14 protein-coding genes are annotated in these 18253 nt (G+C 67.9%); 6 read left to right on the top strand and 8 right to left on the bottom strand.

The genetic code is table 11. From position 1 onward, the window contains the following. The first annotated feature begins 183 nt into the window (after positions 1-183). Positions 184-1461, top strand: coding sequence for an MFS transporter (locus tag DIE03_RS08925; RefSeq protein WP_124449432.1), 1278 nt, complete (start codon positions 184-186; stop codon positions 1459-1461). A gap of 12 nt (positions 1462-1473) precedes the next feature. Here the strand turns inward: DIE03_RS08925 and DIE03_RS08920 are convergent, their stop codons facing one another. From DIE03_RS08920 to queA, 6 genes are all read right to left on the bottom strand, one after another. Next, the gene (locus DIE03_RS08920) at positions 1474-3018 is read right to left on the bottom strand and encodes a S41 family peptidase (RefSeq protein WP_260434833.1); all 1545 of its coding nucleotides are present in this window, start codon (positions 3016-3018) and stop codon (positions 1474-1476) included. 218 nt (positions 3019-3236) lie between these two features. Next, positions 3237-4187, bottom strand: a complete 951-nt coding sequence (gene secF, locus DIE03_RS08915; protein ID WP_124449430.1) for a protein translocase subunit SecF — start codon at positions 4185-4187, stop codon at positions 3237-3239. A gap of 18 nt (positions 4188-4205) precedes the next feature. Next, positions 4206-6227, bottom strand: a complete 2022-nt coding sequence (gene secD, locus DIE03_RS08910; RefSeq protein ID WP_124449428.1) for a protein translocase subunit SecD — start codon at positions 6225-6227, stop codon at positions 4206-4208. Between the two features lie 106 nt (positions 6228-6333). Continuing rightward, entirely contained in the window at positions 6334-6657 is a 324-nt protein-coding gene (yajC, locus tag DIE03_RS08905) for a preprotein translocase subunit YajC (RefSeq protein ID WP_006476868.1), read from the bottom strand. A gap of 241 nt (positions 6658-6898) precedes the next feature. Continuing rightward, positions 6899-8086: a tRNA guanosine(34) transglycosylase Tgt gene (gene tgt, locus DIE03_RS08900; RefSeq protein ID WP_124449426.1), complete on the bottom strand. Its 1188-nt coding sequence runs from the start codon at positions 8084-8086 to the stop codon at positions 6899-6901. Between the two features lie 222 nt (positions 8087-8308). Then, complete coding sequence (gene queA / locus DIE03_RS08895) at positions 8309-9376, bottom strand: tRNA preQ1(34) S-adenosylmethionine ribosyltransferase-isomerase QueA (protein ID WP_124449424.1); 1068 nt, start codon at positions 9374-9376, stop codon at positions 8309-8311. Positions 9377-9543: 167 nt separating this feature from the next. Here queA and recG point away from each other — a divergent pair, with 167 nt between their 5' ends. From recG to katG, 4 genes are all read left to right on the top strand, one after another. Beyond that, on the top strand, positions 9544-11853 hold the full coding sequence (gene recG, locus DIE03_RS08890) for an ATP-dependent DNA helicase RecG (protein WP_124449422.1): 2310 nt from the start codon (positions 9544-9546) through the stop codon (positions 11851-11853). 127 nt (positions 11854-11980) lie between these two features. Beyond that, positions 11981-12940 carry a hydrogen peroxide-inducible genes activator gene (locus tag DIE03_RS08885; RefSeq protein WP_011351000.1) on the top strand — a complete coding sequence of 320 codons (960 nt, stop codon included), beginning with the start codon at positions 11981-11983 and terminating at the stop codon, positions 12938-12940. Between the two features lie 395 nt (positions 12941-13335). Then, complete coding sequence (locus tag DIE03_RS38685) at positions 13336-13464, top strand: hypothetical protein (protein WP_260434832.1); 129 nt, start codon at positions 13336-13338, stop codon at positions 13462-13464. Between the two features lie 101 nt (positions 13465-13565). Further along, the gene (katG, locus tag DIE03_RS08875) at positions 13566-15752 is read left to right on the top strand and encodes a catalase/peroxidase HPI (RefSeq protein ID WP_124449418.1); all 2187 of its coding nucleotides are present in this window, start codon (positions 13566-13568) and stop codon (positions 15750-15752) included. A 65-nt stretch (positions 15753-15817) separates the two neighbouring features. Here the strand turns inward: katG and DIE03_RS38195 are convergent, their stop codons facing one another. After that, positions 15818-16054 carry a hypothetical protein gene (locus DIE03_RS38195; RefSeq protein ID WP_185658129.1) on the bottom strand — a complete coding sequence of 79 codons (237 nt, stop codon included), beginning with the start codon at positions 16052-16054 and terminating at the stop codon, positions 15818-15820. A gap of 414 nt (positions 16055-16468) precedes the next feature. On the opposite strand from DIE03_RS38195, the gene ubiA reads away from it, so the two are divergent. After that, positions 16469-17332 carry a 4-hydroxybenzoate octaprenyltransferase gene (gene ubiA, locus DIE03_RS08870; protein WP_124449416.1) on the top strand — a complete coding sequence of 288 codons (864 nt, stop codon included), beginning with the start codon at positions 16469-16471 and terminating at the stop codon, positions 17330-17332. A gap of 100 nt (positions 17333-17432) precedes the next feature. Here the strand turns inward: ubiA and proC are convergent, their stop codons facing one another. Next, positions 17433-18245, bottom strand: coding sequence for a pyrroline-5-carboxylate reductase (gene proC, locus DIE03_RS08865; RefSeq protein ID WP_124449414.1), 813 nt, complete (start codon positions 18243-18245; stop codon positions 17433-17435). Positions 18246-18253 lie beyond the last annotated feature (8 nt).

Below are 18253 nucleotides of genomic sequence, written 5' to 3'. Positions count from 1 at the left end.
GCGGCCGGCCATCGTGCCGGCCGCGCGGACACACCGCCGCGCTCCCGTTACCGGGGGGCGCGGCGGTTTTTTTTGCGCGCCTATAATCGCCCGAGCGCAGCATGCGGCCATGCGGCGCCGGGCAGGCCGACGGCGCGAGCACGGCCGCCTCGAACAGAACGTACAACGACAAGGAGATCGCCGATGCATGCCGCCACGCAGTCCCGTTCCATTGCCTCGTCGCCGCGCGTCTGGCGCGCGGTGGTCGCCGCGTCGATCGGCAATGCGCTCGAGTGGTTCGATCTCGTCGTCTACGGCTTCTTCGCGGTCACGATCGCGAAGCTGTTCTTCCCGGCCGGCAACGACACCGTGTCGCTGCTGCTCACGCTCGGCACGTTCGGCGTGTCGTTCTTCATGCGGCCGCTCGGCGCGATCGTGCTCGGCGCGTATGCCGACCGCGCGGGCCGCAAGGCCGCGCTCACGCTGTCGATCCTGCTGATGATGGCTGGCACGCTGATCATCGCGGTGCTGCCGACCTACGAGACGATCGGTGTCGCCGCGCCGGTGATCCTCGTCGCCGCGCGGCTGATGCAGGGCTTCTCGGCCGGCGGCGAGTTCGGCAGCGCGACCGCGTTCCTCGCCGAACACGTGCCGGGCCGGCGCGGCTTCTTCGCGAGCTGGCAGGTCGCGAGCCAGGGGCTCACGACGCTGCTCGCCGCCGGCTTCGGCACCGTGCTGAACGCGCAGCTCTCGGCCGCGCAGATGGCATCGTGGGGCTGGCGCGTGCCGTTCTTCTTCGGGCTGCTGCTCGGGCCCGTCGCCTATTACATCCGCACGAAGGTCGACGAGACGCCCGAATTCCTCGCGTCCGAAGGCACCGCGAACCCGCTGCGCGACACGTTCGCGTCGCACAAGGCGCGCCTGGTTGCCGCGATGGGCGTGGTCGTGCTCGGCACCGTCGCCACCTATCTCGTGCTGTTCATGCCGACCTACGGCGTGAAGCAGCTCGGCCTCGCGCCGTCGGCCGCGTTCGCGGCGATCCTCGTCGTCGGCGTGATCCAGATGGCGTTCGCGCCGCTCGTCGGCCACTGGTCGGATCAATACGGCCGCGTGCGCGTGATGATCGCGCCGGCCATCGGCATCCTCGTGCTGATCTACCCGGCGTTCGCGTACCTCGTCGCGCATCCGGGCTTCGGCGCGCTGATCGCGCTGCAGGTGCTGCTCGCCTTCCTGATGACCGGTTACTTCGCGGCGCTGCCGGGCCTGTTGTCGGAGGTGTTCCCGGTGCAGACGCGCACGACCGGGATGTCGCTCGCGTATAACGTCGCGGTGACGATCTTCGGCGGCTTCGGGCCGTTCATCATCGCGTGGCTGATCCGCGCGACCGGGATGAAGACCGCGCCGAGCTTCTACCTGATGTTCGCGGCCGTGCTGAGCCTCGCGGCGCTGGTCGTGCTGCGCAAGCGATTCGGTTTTCGATAGACAGGCGGCGCGTCAGCGGTCGGCGCGCTCGCATACCGGCTGCGCCGGCATCAGTTGCGCCGGCGCGTCGATGGTCCGCACCGGGCGCCCCGCGAGTGCGGCGAGCGCCTGCTGAAGCTGCCAGTCGGCGGCGGTGCCGAACGCGCGCTGCGGCAGTGCCGTGCTCCTCGCCGTATCGACCTTCGCGCGCACGCGCGCGTCGCGCAGCTTCTGCCGCGCCTTGCGCACCTGCGCGAACGGGTCGGGCGCCAGCCGGTCCGCATACGGCGCCCGCGCGAGATCGACTTCGCGGTACCACAGCAGCACGCCGTCGACGTCCGAGTCGCGGCGCGGCGGCACGAGCCAGTCCGGCACGACACCGTAGCCGTCCATCGGGCAGCCGTTCGGCCGCAGGTTGCGCGCGTACGTGAAGTTCAGGCGCGTGCCGTCGATCAGGTCGACGCCCGTCTGTGCGAGCCCCTTCCCGTAGGTCGGCATGCCGAGCAGTTTCGCGCGGCCGAGATCCTTCAGCGCGGCCGCGGTCGCCTCGGCGGCCGACGCGCTCTGTCCGTCGACGAGCACGACGAGCGGCACGGTGCGCCACCAGTCGTCGGCCTGCAGCGGCGCGAGCGGATCCTGCCCGTGCATGACGGGCAGTTCGTAGTCGGGCCAGTTGGTCGTGTAGCGGCGGCGGTGCGCGTCGCCGCGCTCGACCGTCACCATCGCGGTGCGGTCGCGTCCCGCGAACAGCGCGGTGATGCCGATCGCCGCATTGAGCGCGCCGCCGCCGTTGATGCGCAGGTCGAGGATCAGCCCTTTCACCGGCGGGCCCGCGCGGCGCGCGGCCTGCACGGCGTCGACATAGTCGCCGACCGCCGGTTCCGGAAAGCTCGACAGCCGCGTGTACAGGAGGTCGCCGTCGAGCCGCTTCGCGATCGCCGGATGCGGCTTGACGATCGCGCGCACCGGCGCGAAGGTCAGCACTTCGTGCTTCGCGCCGCGCTGCACCGTGAGCTTCAGCGGCACGCCCGCGTCACCCTTTGCCAGTTTCAGGAGTTCGCCGCTGTCGATGCCGACGACGCTCCTGTCGTTCATCGCGACGACGAGATCGTCCGGCCGCACGCCGGCCTTCTCGGCCGGTGCGTCGGGAATCACGTCGATGATGTGCAATCCGTCGGGCCGCGTCTCGAACACGATCCCGATGCCCGGCGTGCCGTCGCGCGCCCGCCGCTCGTCGTCGCGCCGTTCCTGCTCCTCCTTCGCGTTGAAGAAACGCGCGTACGGCAACGTCTTGATGCCGTCGTGGGTCGCGGCGTCGAGCAGCGCGCCGATGTCGACGTCGGTCAGGTGCTGTTTCTTCAGTACTTCGACGGCCGCCTTCAGTTCACAGAGCTGCGGTTCCCAGTCGGGCGGGCAGAGCGAGGGCGGTTGGGCGGCGGGTACCGAAGCGGCGGATGGCGAAGTGACGGGCAGCGAGGCGGCGGCTGGTGCAGACGCCGGTTGCGCACCGGCGAGCGGCGCATACGGGAACGCGGCCGCGGCGGCTGCGCAGACGGCAAGGCGACGAACGACATGCATGGGAGGCATCATCGGGACTGCACGTTCGGACGGGTGGCGACGGTGCCTGCCCGGCCGGCGCGCGGCCGGCATGGAGCGGGGCAGGGCGGTGACGATTGTAGCCGACACCCGCGACGGTGCAGGTCGGGCCGGCCGCGGGCCGCATCGCGGCGACGCGCGCACAAAAAAAGCCGGCCCAAACGGGCCGGCCTTGCTTTGATGCCGAAGCAGCGGGGCGCTTAAACCTGCGCGCCTGCGTTCGGATCGTCCGGGTCGTGCGCGGCCTTCTTGTCCTTGATCAGGTCTTCGCGCTTGATGCCGAGCCACATCGCGAGCGAGCCCGCGACGAACACCGACGAGTAGATGCCGAACATGATGCCGACCGTCAGCGCGAGCGCGAAGTAGTGCAGCGTCGGGCCGCCGAAGAAGAACATCGACAGCACCATCATTTCCGTCGACGTGTGCGTGATGATCGTCCGCGACATCGTGGTCGTGATCGCGTGGTTGATCACTTCCTGCACGCTCATCTTGCGTTCGCGGCGGAACGTCTCGCGGATCCGGTCGAAGATGACGACCGACTCGTTGACCGAGTAGCCGAGCACCGCGAGGATGGCCGCGAGCACCGCCAGCGAGAACTCCCACTGGAAGAACGCGAAGAAGCCGAGAATGATCACGACGTCGTGCAGGTTGGCGATGATGCCGGCCACCGCGTACTTCCACTCGAAGCGGAACGACAGGTAGATCACGATGCCGATCACGACGCACGCGAGTGCGAGCAGGCCATCGGTCGCGAGCTCCCGGCCCACCTGCGGGCCGACGAACTCGACGCGCTGCAGCGTGACGTCCGGGCTCTGCGCCTTCAGCGCGCCCATCACCTGGTCGCTCTGCTGCGCGGACGTGAGGCCTTCCTTCAGCTGCAGGCGGATCAGCACGTTGCGCGACGTGCCGAAATTCTGCACCTGCGCGTCGGCATAGCCGAGCTTGCCGAGCGTTGCCCGCACGGGTTCGAGCTCCGCGGCCTGCTGGTACTGCACCTCGATCACCGTACCGCCGGTGAATTCGACGGACAGGTGCAACCCGCGGTGGAACAGGAAGAACACGGCGGCGAGGAACGTGACCAGCGAGATCACGTTGAACACCAGCGCGTGCCGCATGAACGGAATGTCTTTACGGATGCGGAAAAATTCCATGGTCTCGTCTCCGGGGCCTTATTGGGTCGAGCCCGGTTTCTTCGGCGATACGCGTTGCTGCGCGCGGTTGCGCAGCTGCGGCTTGCCGGTGCGCGGCGCGTTGCCCTGCGCCGGGGCGGCGAGCTTCGCGGCGCGCGCGGTGTCGGTCGATTCGTCCACGTCGGTGAACGACGCGGCGGCTGCGGCGCCTTCCGGCTTCCACACCTGGCCGATCGCGAGCGACTTCAGCTTCTTGCGGCCGCCGTACCAGAGGTTGACGATCCCGCGGGAGAAGAACACCGCGGAGAACATCGACGTCAGGATACCGAGGCAGTGCACGATCGCGAACGCGCGGACCGGGCCCGAGCCGAACGCGAGCAGCGCGAGGCCGGCGATCAGCGTCGTGACGTTCGAGTCGAGAATCGTCGCCCACGCATGCGCGTAGCCGGCCTGGATCGCGAGCTGCGGCGGCTGGCCGGCGCGCAGTTCTTCACGCACGCGCTCGTTGATCAGCACGTTCGAGTCGATCGCCATGCCGAGCGCGAGCGCGATTGCGGCGATACCGGGCAGCGTCAGCGTCGCCTGCATCAGCGACAGCACGGCGACGAGCAGCAGCAGGTTCACCGACAGGCCGATCACCGACACCACGCCGAACAGCATGTAGTACGCGATCATGAACACGGCGATCGCGCAGAAGCCCCAGATCACCGAGTGGACGCCCATCTTGATGTTGTCGGCGCCGAGGCTCGGGCCGATCGTGCGTTCCTCGATGATGTCCATGGGAGCGGCGAGCGAACCGGCGCGCAGCAGCAGCGCGAGGTCGGCCGCAGCCTGCGGCGTCGGCTGGCCCGTGATCTGGAAGCGGTCGCCGAGTTCGGACTGGATCGTCGCGACCGTCAGCACTTCGCCCTTGCCCTTCTCGAACAGCACCATCGCCATCGGCTTGCCGATGTTCTCGCGCGACACCGCGCGCACCGAGCGGCCGCCGGCCGAATCGAGGCGGATGTTGACCGACGGACGCTGGTGCTCGTCGAAGCCGGCCGACGCATCGATGATGCGGTCGCCGGTGAAGATCACGTCCTTCTTCAGCAGCACGGGCGCCTGGTTGCCCTGCGTGAACAGCTCTTCGCCCGGCGGCACGGGGTCGTTCGGGTTCGGGTGCGTGTTGATCGGGTCGGCAAGGCGCGCCTCGAGCGTCGCGGTGCGGCCGATGATGTCCTTCGCCTTCGCGGTGTCCTGCACGCCCGGCAGTTCGACGACGATGCGGTCGCTGCCTTGCTGCTGCAGGATCGGCTCGGACACGCCGAGCTCGTTCACGCGGTTGTGGAGCGTCGTCAGGTTCTGCTTGAGCGCGGCGTCCTCGACGGACTTCTGCACGGCCGGCGTGAACGTGCCGACGACTTGCGTGCCGCCGCCGCCGGGCTGCGTCGCCCATTGCAGTTCGGTGATCGAAGCGGCGAGCACCTTGCGGGCGTCGTCCGCCGTCTGCGCATCGCTGAAGTTGACGACCACGGACTGGTCGACGCGGCTCACGCCGCCGTCGCGGATGTTCTTGTCGCGCAGCAGCGAGCGTGCGTCGGATGCGTCGGAGTCGAGCTTCTTCGTGAGCGCGCCCGTCATGTCGACCTGGAGCAGGAAGTGCACACCGCCGCGCAGGTCGAGGCCGAGATACATCGGCAGCGCGTGCAGGGCCGTCAGCCAGCGCGGCGACGCGCTCTGCAGGTTCAGCGCGACGACGTACTGCGGATCGTTCGGGTCGGCGTTCAGCGACTTCTGCAGCAGGTCCTTGACGCGCAGCTGCGTATCGGTGTCCTTCAGGCGCACGCGGATGTTCGCGTTGGTCGCCGTGTTCTCGAAGGTGACGTCGTCCGGCGTGATCTGCGCGGACGCGAGCGCCGATTCGACCTGGGTCAGCGTGGTCGAGTCGAGCTTGACCGTGGCCTTGCCGCTCGACACTTGCACCGCCGGCGCTTCGCCGAAGAAGTTGGGCAATGTGTACAGAAGGCCGATGGCGAGCGCCACGACCATCACGACATATTTCCAGAGTGGATAACGATTCATGAGGGGGCCGAACGGGTGGTTGGCGTGACAGCGTCGCGTCCGGCGCCGCGGCGGCCCGCTCTCTCAGGCGGGCACGGCGCGGGGAGCCGGACGCTCGGTGAAGGGCTTACAGCGACTTGATCGTGCCCTTCGGCAGAATGGTCGTGACGGCAGCCTTCTGCACGGTGATTTCGGTGCCTTCGGCGATTTCGACGCCGATGTAGCCTTCGGTGACCTTCGTCACCTTGCCGACGAGGCCACCGCTCGTGACGACTTCGTCGCCCTTGGCCATGGCCGCGAGCATGTTGCGGTGTTCCTTCTGGCGCTTCATCTGCGGACGGATCATGATGAAGTAGAGCACCGCGAACATCAGGATGAGCGGCAGGAAGCTCATCAGGCTCGATTCGGCGCCACCGGCACCTTGCGCGAAGGCATTGGAAATGAACGGCACGTTGGTCTCTCCGTAGGGGAAGATCGAAAAATAAGCCGGTTATTCTACCACCGGCCCCATCCGCAAACGGATCGGCAAATGCGCTTTCGGATCAAGCTGTTAAAGCGCGAACCGACACCGTTACGGCTTATATGGAAAGGCAATTGTAATATTTGGCGGTCGTGTCGGGTCGTCGGGGCGTGTCATTTAGTACTCGTCTTATGCGACGAACCGCCGCGCAAGCCATCGCGCGGCCGGCCGGTCAGTCGACCCCTCTCGCCCGATCCTCCGCGAAGCGCTGGCGGAATGCGTCGAACGTGTGGGTCTCGATCGCCTCGCGGATCTCGCTCATCAGCTGCAGGTAGTAGTGCAGGTTGTGGATCGTGTTGAGCTGCGCGCCGAGGATTTCGCCGACGCGGTGCAGGTGATGCAGGTAGCCGCGCGAGAAGTTCTGGCACGTGTAGCACGTGCAGCTCGCGTCGAGCGGCTTCAGCGAGTTCTTGTGCGTCGCGTTGCGGATCTTCACGTCGCCGAAGCGCGTGAACAGCCAGCCGTTGCGCGCGTTGCGGGTCGGCATCACGCAGTCGAACATGTCGATGCCGTTCGCGACGCCCTCGACCAGGTCCTCCGGCGTGCCGACGCCCATCAGGTAGTGCGGCTTGTCGGCCGGCAGCTTCGGGCCCACGTGCTGCAGCACGCGCATCATGTCTTCCTTCGGCTCGCCGACCGACAGCCCGCCGATCGCGAGGCCGTGGAAGCCGAGTTCCGCGAGGCCCGCGAGCGATTCGTCGCGCAGGTCCTCGAACATTCCGCCCTGCACGATCCCGAAGAGGGCATTCGGGTTGCCGAGCCGGTCGAATTCGTCGAGCGAGCGCTTCGCCCAGCGCAGCGACATGCGCATCGAGTCGGCCGCTTCCTTGTGCGTCGTCGGCACGCCGTCGGTCGCGTACGGCGTGCACTCGTCGAACTGCATCACGATGTCGGAGTTCAGCACCTTCTGGATCTGCATCGACACTTCCGGCGACAGGAACAGCTTGTCGCCGTTGATCGGCGACGCGAACGTGACGCCGTCCTCGGTGATCTTGCGCAGGTCGCCGAGCGAGAACACCTGGAAGCCGCCCGAGTCGGTCAGGATCGGCTTGTTCCAGCCCATGAAGCCGTGCAGGCCGCCGTGCGCGTCGATCGTGTCGAGGCCCGGGCGCAGCCACAGGTGGAACGTGTTGCCGAGGATGATCTGGGCCTTGATCTCGTGCAGCTCGCGCGGCTGGATCGCCTTCACGGTGCCGTACGTGCCGACCGGCATGAAGATCGGCGTCTCGACCGTGCCGTGGTTGAGCTTCACGCGGCCGCGTCGCGCGTGGCCGTCGGTCGTCAGCAGTTCGAATTCGAGCCCGTTTGCCGGGCGGTCCTGCACGGGGGCGTGCGTATCGTGGGATGAACCTTCGGTCATCGCGTCATTCTCCTTGCCACCGGGCTGCTCTGCATGGGACCAGAGTAACCGCTAAAGCGCTAACTCTGGATCGCAAGTCCGGCGCATGTTGGAAACGCCGCCGGGAATCCGGCGGCGGGGAAAGCGGGTGCGGGCGAGCATCGCACGCACAACGTGAAAGCGGAACCTGGCCGTTCGGTACGGTAGCCGTCGTCCGTGTCGCGCCAGTGGCGCCTGCCGCATTTACGCGCGCGGCGCCTCCGGCGTGTCGCGCCGCGTGAGCAGCATCGCGTCGCCGTAGCTGAAGAAGCGGTAGCGTTCGGTGATCGCGTGGCGGTACGCGGCACGAATCGTCTCGACGCCCGCGAACGCGGACACCAGCATCAGCAGCGTCGACTTCGGCAGGTGGAAGTTCGTGACGAGCCGGTCGACCACGCGGAACCGGTAGCCGGGCGTAATGAAGATGTCGGTCTCGGCCTGCGTCGCCGCGAGCGGGCGGCCCGCTTCGTCGGCCGAGCGCGCGGCGGCTTCGAGCGCGCGCATCGACGTCGTGCCGACCGCGATCACGTTGCCGCCGCGGGCGCGGGTCGCGGCGATCCGGTCGACCAGCGACTGCGGCAGGTCGTACCACTCGCTGTGCATCTTGTGCTCGGCGATGTTGTCGACGCGCACCGGCTGGAACGTGCCGGCGCCGACGTGCAGCGTCAGCGTCGCGCGCTCGACGCCCATCGCGTCCAGCTTGTCGAGCAGCGGCTGGTCGAAGTGCAGGCCGGCCGTAGGAGCTGCGACCGCGCCCGGATTGCTCGCGTAGACGGTCTGGTAGCGCGTCTCGTCGGTCGCGTCGGGATCGTGCTCGATATACGGCGGCAGCGGCAGGCGGCCGAACTGCTCGATCAGGTCGAGGCACGGCGCGGGGAAGTGCAGCGTGAAGAACGGCTCGACGCGCTCGCCGACCGTCACGTCGAAGGCGTCGGCGAGACGCAGCGTCGTGCCGGCGCCCGGCGACTTGCTCGCGCGGATCTGCGCGAGCGCCGTGTGCGTGCCCGTCACGCGCTCGATCAGCACCTCGATCTTGCCGCCGCTGGCCTTCTGGCCGAAGAACCGCGCCTTCAGCACCTTGGTATCGTTGAAGACGAGCAGGTCGCCGGGCGCGATGCACGACGGCAGCTCGGCGAAATGGCGGTCGACGAAGCGTGCGGGCTCGACGCTGCGGTCGACCTCGAGCAGGCGGCTCGCGGTGCGATCGGGCAGCGCGGTTTGTGCGATCAGCTCGGGCGGCAGATTGAAATCGAAATCGGAAAGCGTGAACATGCGGGCTGGTTCGAAGCGGCCGGCGGGCGTCGCCGGCAGGGCGGAAACGCGTAATTGGGGCGCGCGAGCCGCTATGATGACGGGATGCGCGGCCTGGCCGGCGTCGTTCGTTCGGACGACGTGAAAGCCGCTATTGTACTTGCCTTGCGAAGCACCCAGACGATCCGATGCCTGTGTCACCACGCCGTTCCTCCGCTGCCGTTGCCGATTCCGCCGATCCGTTCGACGCGGAGGACGTCGCGCCGCCCGCCCAAAGTGCGGGAGAGCGTGCGGCGCCGCGCCGCGCCGGCCCGAAGCGCGGCGCCGACGGGCGGCTCGCGCAGCCGGCCGCCGCCGCGCCCGATGCCGAAGGCGCCGCCAGCGACGAAGCGGGCGCGGCCGGCGCGAAGCGCAAGAAGAAGGCGGCCGACAAACCGGTGAAGACCGTCGACAAGCTCGCGAAGCTCGGCCTCACGCGCTCGATCGATCTCGTGCTGCACCTGCCGATGCGCTACGAGGACGAAACCACGCTCACGCCGATCGGCGAGCTGCTGCCGGGCGGCATCGCGCAGACCGAAGGCGTCGTGTTCGACAACGAGGTCACATTCCGTCCGCGCCGCCAGCTCGTCGTGAAGATCCAGGACGACGACGGCGAGCACCTGGTGCTGCGCTTCCTGAATTTCTACGGGTCGCAGGTGAAGCAGATGGCCGTCGGCCAGCGGCTGCGCGTGCGCGGCGACGTGCGCGGCGGCTTCTTCGGGATGGAGATGGTGCACCCGGCCGTGCGCGTCGTCGAAGCCGATGCGCCGCTGCCGCAGGTGCTCACGCCCGTCTACCCGAGCACGGCCGGCGTGTCGCAGGCCTACCTGCGCAAGGCGATCGAGAATGCGGTCGAGCGCACGCCGCTGCCGGAGCTGCTGCCGCCCGAGATCCAGCGCGACTACCTGAAGCCGCTCGACGTGCCGACGCTCGAGCAGGCCGTGCGCATCCTGCACCACCCGCGTGTCGACTCCGACGAAGCCGCGCTGATGGACGGCTCGCATCCGGCGTGGACGCGCATCAAGTTCGAGGAGCTGCTCGCGCAGCAGCTGTCGCTCAAGCGTGCGCACGAGGAGCGCCGCACGCGCGCGGCGCCCGCGATGCCGCGCCGCACCGCGACCGATGCCGATGCGCTGACGACGCGGCTCTACGCGGCGCTGCCGTTCACGCTGACGGGCGCGCAGGCGCGCGTCGTCGACGAGATCGCGCACGACCTCACGCTCGCGCACCCGATGCAGCGCCTGCTGCAGGGCGACGTCGGCAGCGGCAAGACGGTCGTCGCGGCGCTGGCCGCCACGCAGGCGATCGACGCAGGCTACCAGGCCGCGCTGATGGCGCCGACCGAAATTCTCGCGGAGCAGCACGCGCGCAAGCTGCGCGCGTGGCTCGAGCCGCTCGGCGTCACGGTCGCTTGGCTCGCGGGCAGCCTGAAGGCGAAGGAGAAGCGTGCGGCGATCGAGGCGGCCGCGCTCGGCACCGCGCAGCTCGTGATCGGCACGCACGCGATCATCCAGGACACGGTCGAATTCGCGCGGCTCGGCCTGGTGATCGTCGACGAACAGCACCGTTTCGGCGTCGAGCAGCGCCTCGCGCTGCGCGCGAAGGCCGCGAACGCGGCCAACGGCGCGCGCGACTTCCAGCCGCACCAGCTAATGATGTCGGCCACGCCGATCCCGCGCACGCTCGCGATGACGTACTACGCGGATCTCGAGGTCTCGACGATCGACGAGTTGCCGCCGGGCCGCACGCCCGTGCTGACGCGCCTCGTCGGCGACGCGCGGCGCGAGGAGGTGATCGCCCGCGTGCGCGAGGCCGCGTTGACCGGGCGGCAGGTGTACTGGGTGTGCCCGCTGATCGAGGAAAGCGAGACGCTGCAGCTGCAGACGGCCGTCGAGACCTACGAGACGCTGGCGGCGGCGCTGCCCGAGCTGAAGGTCGGGCTCGTGCACGGCCGGTTGTCGCCGGCCGACAAGGCCGCCGTGATGGAAGCGTTCACGCGCAACGAAGTCCAGCTGCTCGTCGCGACGACCGTGATCGAGGTCGGCGTCGACGTGCCGAACGCGTCGCTGATGGTGATCGAGCACGCGGAGCGTTTCGGCCTCGCGCAACTGCACCAGCTGCGCGGCCGCGTCGGGCGCGGCACCGCGGCGTCGGTGTGCGTGCTGCTGTACACGGGGCCGCTGTCGCTGACGGGCCGCGAGCGGCTGAAGACGATGCGCGAGACGACCGACGGCTTCGAGATCGCGCGGCGCGACCTCGAAATCCGCGGCCCCGGCGAATTCCTCGGCGCGCGCCAGTCGGGCGCGGCGATGCTGCGTTTCGCGAACCTCGAGACCGATGGCTGGCTGATCGACCCGGCCCGCGAAGCCGCGACGCGGCTGATTGCCGCGTATCCCGAGGTCGTCACGCAGCATCTCGCACGCTGGCTCGGCGCGCGGGAGCAGTACCTGAAAGCCTGATTTGCCGGCCCGGGGCCGGATCGAAAGAACGTCGATCGATGCATCGCGATGCCGAGAAACTTGGCGAACCGGTGCCAGAGGGTGTATAAATTAAACCTATCGCCTGTATATCTCTGATTGACCCACAATGACGCTGACTGAATTGAAATACATCGTCGCGGTCGCGCGCGAACGGCATTTCGGCCGCGCGGCCGAAGCCTGCTTCGTGAGCCAGCCGACGCTGTCGGTGGCGATCAAGAAGCTTGAAGACGAGCTCAACGTGCAGATTTTCGAGCGCGGCGCGAGTGAAGTGAGCGTGACGCCGATCGGTGACCAGATCGTCACGCAGGCGCAGCGCGTGCTCGAGCAGACCTTCGCGATCAAGGAGATCGCGAAGCAGGGCAAGGACCCGCTGGTCGGTCCGTTCCGTCTCGGCGTGATCTACACGATCGGGCCGTACCTGCTGCCGACGCTCGTCAAGCAAATGATCCAGCGTGTTCCGCAGATGCCGCTGATGCTGCAGGAGAACTACACGCTGAAGCTGCTCGAACTGCTGAAGCAGGGCGAGATCGACGCCGCGATCATGGCGCTTCCGTTCCCGGAAACCGGCCTGATGGTGCGCCCGCTGTACGACGAGCCGTTCGTCGTCGCATTGCCGGCCGGCCATCCGTGGGAGAAACGCGAGGAAATCGACGCCGAGGACCTGAAGCAGGAAACCATGCTGCTGCTCGGCAACGGCCATTGCTTCCGCGATCACGTGCTCGGCGTGTGCCCGGAGCTGATGCGCTTCTCGCAAACGGCCGACGGCATCCAGAAGACCTTCGAGGGCTCGTCGCTCGAGACCATTCGCCACATGGTCGCGAGCGGCGTCGGCATCACCGTGCTGCCGCGGATGTCGGTGGCCGAGGTCGGCCCGCGCGCGAACGGCCCCGACGCCGAGCTGCTGTCGTACGTGCCGTTCAACGAACCGGTGCCCGACCGCCGCGTGGTGCTCGTGTGGCGCAAGAGCTTCACGCGGATGCCGGCGATCGACGCGATCAGCGACGCGATTGCCGCATGCGAGCTGCCGGGCGTGGCGAAGCTCGACATGCCGGCCACGATGAACTGAGCGCGCATCGCGCACATACCTGTGGCGGCATGATGAACGGGGTCTTGCGACCCCGTTTATTTTTCCCTATCGCATAGATGAAATTTATTAAATTCAATTAATCGATAGATGTAGATAGAATCTTCTACATGGATCGGCGTCATGCCGGCGTACGGTCCGCACGCTCGATGCAAGCGTCAAAGGAGGATGTCATGATGCGGTCGGTATTGCAGCACGCGCAGCGGAACATGCCGTCGCGCGACGCGGTCGTATATCGCGCCAGGGCGGCGGTCCGCAGCCTGCGTCCGATTGCGTTCGCGTACCTGGCGGACCGTGTGTATGGCGGATGAGTGCCGCCGCACGCCGGTCCTGTGTTCCCCCGATTTACCCGCCGTCGAGTCATGAGGGAGCATTGCATGCCCGAAAGCTGGAACACCACGCGCATCGCCGGCACGACGACTGCCGGCAGCCGCTTCCCCGGGCGCCTCGCCTGCGGCGCGTCGCGGCGGGAACGCGTGCCGAATGCCGCGCACGACATCCCGTAGTACGACAGGAGGACCTGCCTGTTCAGTTTCTTATCCCCCGCAATGCTCCACGAACCGCGCCCGGCACGTGGGGGCCTACGAGCAAGTAAAGGAGAAAACGCATGTCGAACGAAACGAAGTGCCCGTTCAACCACACCGCAGGCAGCGGCACGACGAACAAGGACTGGTGGCCGAATCAGCTGAACCTCAACGTCCTGCATCGGCATTCGGCGCTGTCCGATCCGATGGACAAGGATTTCGACTACGCCGAGGCGTTCAAGAAGCTGGATCTCGCGGCGGTCAAGAAAGACCTGCACGCGCTGATGACGGCGTCGCAGGACTGGTGGCCGGCCGACTTCGGCCACTACGGCGGCCTGTTCATCCGGATGGCATGGCATAGCGCCGGCACGTACCGCACGGCCGACGGCCGCGGCGGCGCAGGCGGCGGGCAGCAGCGCTTCGCGCCGCTCAACAGCTGGCCGGACAACGTGAGCCTCGACAAGGCGCGCCGGCTGCTGTGGCCGATCAAGCAGAAGTACGGCCGCAACATCTCGTGGGCCGACCTGCTGATCCTGACCGGCAACGTCGCGCTCGAATCGATGGGCTTCAAGACGTTCGGTTACGCGGGCGGCCGCGTCGACACGTGGGAACCGGACGACGTCTACTGGGGCTCGGAAAAGATCTGGCTGGAACTGAGCGGCGGCCCGAACAGCCGCTACACGGGCAAGCGCGAACTCGAGAGCCCGCTCGCCGCGGTGCAGATGGGCCTCATCTACGTGAACCCGGAAGGCCCGGACGGCAATCCCGACCCGGTCGCCGCCGCGCACGACATCCGCGAGACGTTCGCGCGGATGGCGATGAACGACGAGGAAACGGTCGCGCTGATCGCGGGCGGCCACACGTTCGGCAAGACCCACGGCGCCGGTCCGGCGTCGAACGTCGGCCCCGAGCCGGAGGCCGCGGGCCTCGAAGAGCAGGGGCTCGGCTGGAAGAGCACGTTCGGCACGGGCAAGGGCAAGGACGCGATCACGAGCGGCCTCGAGGTCACGTGGACGTCGACGCCGACCCGGTGGAGCAACGATTTCTTCAAGCACCTGTTCAGCTACGAGTGGGAGCTGACGAAGAGCCCGGCCGGCGCGCACCAGTGGGTCGCGAAGGATGCCGGTGAAGTGATTCCGGATGCGTTCGACCCGTCGAAGAAGCATCGCCCGACGATGCTGACGACCGACCTGTCGCTGCGTTTCGACCCGGCCTACGAAAAGATCTCGCGCCGCTTCTACGAGAACCCGGCCGAGTTCGCCGACGCGTTTGCGCGTGCCTGGTTCAAGCTCACGCACCGCGACATGGGGCCGCGCGCGCGCTATCTCGGCCCGGAAGTGCCGGCCGAACACCTGCTGTGGCAGGACCCGATCCCGGCCGTCGATCACCCGCTGATCGACGACGCCGACGTCGCCGCGCTGAAGGCGAAGGTGCTGGCGACGGGCCTGACGGTGTCGCAGCTCGTGTCGACCGCCTGGGCGTCGGCAGCGACGTTCCGCGGGTCGGACAAGCGCGGCGGCGCGAACGGTGCACGCATCCGCCTGGCGCCGCAGAAGGACTGGGAAGTGAACCGTCCGGCCGAGCTCGCGAAGGTGCTCGAGACGCTCGAAGGCGTGCAGAAGGCGTTCAACGACGCGCAGACGGGCGGCAAGAAGGTGTCGCTCGCCGACCTGATCGTGCTGGCCGGTGCGGCCGGCGTCGAGCAGGCGGCGAAGAACGCGGGCGTCACGGTGACGGTGCCGTTCGCACCGGGCCGCGCGGATGCGACGCAGGAAGAGACCGACGTCGAGGCAATGGCCGTGCTCGAGCCGCTCGCCGACGGTTTCCGCAACTTCCTGAAGCACGCATACAAGACGCCGGCCGAGGCGCTGCTGGTCGACAAGGCGCAACTGCTGACGCTGAGCGCGCCGGAGATGACGGTGCTGGTCGGTGGCCTGCGTGTGCTCGGCGCGAATGCGGGCGATGCGAAGCACGGCGTGTTCACCGAGCGTCCGGAAGCGCTGACGAACGACTTCTTCGTGAACCTGCTCGACATGGGTACCGAATGGAAGCCGGTGTCGGCCGCGAACGACGTGTTCGAAGGGCGCGATCGCGCGACGGGCAAGGTCAAGTGGACGGGCACGCGTGTCGACCTGATCTTCGGCTCGCATGCGCAGCTGCGTGCGGTGGCCGAGGTGTACGGCAGCGCGGACGCGAAGGAGAAGTTCGCACGCGACTTCGTCGCGGCCTGGAACAAGGTGATGAACCTCGACCGCTTCGACCTCGCATGAACGTCGCCGTGCGGTAGCGCGGCGAGGCAGTAACGGGAAACGGCCGGTCGTCCGACCGGCCGTTTCTACTGGACCACGGGTTTCGTTGAAGGAGTGACGATCATGACGCAAATGATATTGAACATGCGCGCCGCATTGGCGGCGCCGAAGGTGCGGGCGCCGGCCGAGATCGCGCGGTACGTAGTCGGATTCGCGATCGTCATCGGCGGTGTGGCCGAACTGGTGTCGCAAGCGCTGCGCGCGATCGCGGCCGCCTGAACGCGGCGCGCGATCGACAGCCAGGTAGTCGGATTCGTTTTCATGGCCTTGGTTCATTGAATAAGGAGTCCGTACCATGGCCGGAAAGATTCGTCCCGCGCCGATCGACGTCGGCATCAGCGACACGCACTGCAAGACGATCGCGGAAGGCCTGCGGCGAGCGACGAACCGACCGCCGACCTGCTGACGCAGCGCGCTGCAGGCGCATGAAAAGACCGCCTGGATGCTACGGTCGCTACTCGCGCCAAGCGCGGCACGGCCGGGGCAGGGTGCCCGTCGGCCCAATCCGCCGACGTGGCGAATCTGTCCCTTGATTGATGCGCGTTGCGGCACAGCCGCGTATGGCGGGCCCAGGCCGCGTATGCGCACCCGTCGGCAGCCGGCTGCGGGTCGTTCCGACATGACGCGAAGCGCCGCTCGGCTCTAAAATGCCGGGGTTATCTTCCCGGTGCTTCGCCATGCTTGCCCGCTTTCCCCTGTATCTGCGGCTCGTCCGGATGGACAAGCCGATCGGCAGCCTGCTGCTGCTGTGGCCGACGCTCAACGCGCTGTGGATCGCGTCGGACGGCCATCCGCGCTGGCCGCTGCTCGTAATCTTCACGCTCGGCACGCTGCTGATGCGTTCGGCCGGCTGCGCGATGAACGACTACGCCGACCGAGATTTCGACCGTCACGTGAAGCGCACGGCCGACCGGCCGCTGACGTCGGGCAAGATCCACGCATGGGAGGCCGTCGCGATCGCGGTCGGGCTGTCGTTCATCGCGTTCCTGCTGATCCTGCCGCTGAACGCGCTGACGAAGGAGCTGTCCGTCGTCGCGCTGTTCGTCGCGGGCTCGTATCCGTTCATGAAGCGCTTCTTCGCGATTCCGCAGGCCTATCTCGGCATCGCGTTCGGCTTCGGCATCCCGATGGCGTTCGCGGCCGTGCAGGACACGGTGCCGACGATCGCGTGGGTGATGCTGGTCGCGAACATCTTCTGGTCGGTCGCGTACGACACCGAATATGCGATGGTCGATCGCGACGACGACATCAAGATCGGCATCCGCACGTCCGCGCTGACGTTCGGCCGCTTCGACGTCGCGGCCGTGATGGCGTGCTACGCGGTGACGCTCGGTATCTACGTGTGGATCGGCGCGACGCTCGGCTTCGGTCTCGTGTACTGGGCCGGCTGGGCCGCCGCGGCCGGCTGCGCGCTGTATCACTACACGCTGATCAAGGATCGCGAACGGATGCCGTGCTTCGCGGCATTCCGGCACAACAACTGGCTCGGCGGCGTGCTGTTCGCGGGGATCGCCGCGCATTACCTGCTGGCCGGCAACTGAACGACACACCGCGCGTCCTTGTGCGCGGCGCCAACGAAAAAGCGACCTGCCGGTCGCTTTTTTACGTCCGGCGCCGGCAAAACCGGCGCCGCGGTCGCGCTTACGCGCGGCCGAGCTCGTCGCCCATTTCCTTCGCGCGCGCTTCGGCCGCGAGCGCGCCGCGCACGATCGCTTCCTTCACGCCCTGCGCATCGAATGCCGCGAGCGCGGCGGCCGTCGTGCCGCCCTTCGACGTCACGCGTTCGCGCAGCACGCTCGCCGGCTCGCCCGATTGCGCGGCCAGTTGCGCGGCGCCCGTGAACGTCGCGACCGCGAGCGCGCGGCCCTGTTCGTCGTTCATGCCAAGGCGGCGCGCGGCTTCCTGCAGCGCCTCGATGAAATAGAAGACGTACGCGGGGCCGCTGCCCGAAATGGCCGTGACGGCGTCGAGCTGCGATTCGTCGTCGAACCACACGATCTCGCCGACCGCGCCGAGCACGTTCGACGCGAGTTCGCGGCCCGCCGCATCGACGCCCGGCAGTGCGGCGAGGCCCGTCACGCCCATGCCGACCAGCGCGGGCGTGTTCGGCATCGTGCGCACGACGCGCACGTAGTCGCCGAGCCAGCGCGCGATATCCGTGCCGCGGATGCCGGCCGCGATGCTGATCACGAGCTGCGACGTCAGGTGCGGCGCGAGCGCCTGCGCGACGTCCTTCAGCACCTGCGGCTTCACCGCGAGCACGATCGCGTCGTAACCGGCGAGCGTCGCGTCGATGGCCGCGCCGGTGCGCACGCCGAATTGCTGCGCGGCGCGCGCGCGAACGTCTTCGTTGACGTCGATGGCATACAGGCCGTCGGCGGCGACGCCGCGCTTGATCAGGCCGCCGATCAGGGCCGCGGCCATGTTGCCGCCGCCGATGAATGCGATTTTCATGATGTCCG

Origin of the sequence: Burkholderia sp. Bp8992, from assembly GCF_003853705.1 — a bacterium.
Classification (GTDB): Bacteria; Pseudomonadota; Gammaproteobacteria; order Burkholderiales; family Burkholderiaceae; genus Burkholderia.
This window is presented reverse-complemented; position numbering and strand designations above follow the sequence as displayed.

What these genes read in the sequence shown, in the direction of transcription:
- recG (WP_124449422.1), top strand. Translation starts at nt 9,544, where the DNA reads ATGCCTGTGTCACCACGCCGTTCCTCCGCTGCCGTTGCCGATTCCGCC.
- tgt (WP_124449426.1), bottom strand. Translation starts at nt 8,086, where the DNA reads ATGACCGAAGGTTCATCCCACGATACGCACGCCCCCGTGCAGGACCGC.
- DIE03_RS38195 (WP_185658129.1), bottom strand. Translation starts at nt 16,054, where the DNA reads ATGAAAACGAATCCGACTACCTGGCTGTCGATCGCGCGCCGCGTTCAG.
- ubiA (WP_124449416.1), top strand. Translation starts at nt 16,469, where the DNA reads ATGCTTGCCCGCTTTCCCCTGTATCTGCGGCTCGTCCGGATGGACAAG.
- queA (WP_124449424.1), bottom strand. Translation starts at nt 9,376, where the DNA reads ATGTTCACGCTTTCCGATTTCGATTTCAATCTGCCGCCCGAGCTGATC.
- DIE03_RS08885 (WP_011351000.1), top strand. Translation starts at nt 11,981, where the DNA reads ATGACGCTGACTGAATTGAAATACATCGTCGCGGTCGCGCGCGAACGG.
- secF (WP_124449430.1), bottom strand. Translation starts at nt 4,187, where the DNA reads ATGGAATTTTTCCGCATCCGTAAAGACATTCCGTTCATGCGGCACGCG.
- proC (WP_124449414.1), bottom strand. Translation starts at nt 18,245, where the DNA reads ATGAAAATCGCATTCATCGGCGGCGGCAACATGGCCGCGGCCCTGATC.
- katG (WP_124449418.1), top strand. Translation starts at nt 13,566, where the DNA reads ATGTCGAACGAAACGAAGTGCCCGTTCAACCACACCGCAGGCAGCGGC.
- DIE03_RS08920 (WP_260434833.1), bottom strand. Translation starts at nt 3,018, where the DNA reads ATGCATGTCGTTCGTCGCCTTGCCGTCTGCGCAGCCGCCGCGGCCGCG.
- DIE03_RS38685 (WP_260434832.1), top strand. Translation starts at nt 13,336, where the DNA reads ATGCCCGAAAGCTGGAACACCACGCGCATCGCCGGCACGACGACTGCC.
- DIE03_RS08925 (WP_124449432.1), top strand. Translation starts at nt 184, where the DNA reads ATGCATGCCGCCACGCAGTCCCGTTCCATTGCCTCGTCGCCGCGCGTC.
- secD (WP_124449428.1), bottom strand. Translation starts at nt 6,227, where the DNA reads ATGAATCGTTATCCACTCTGGAAATATGTCGTGATGGTCGTGGCGCTC.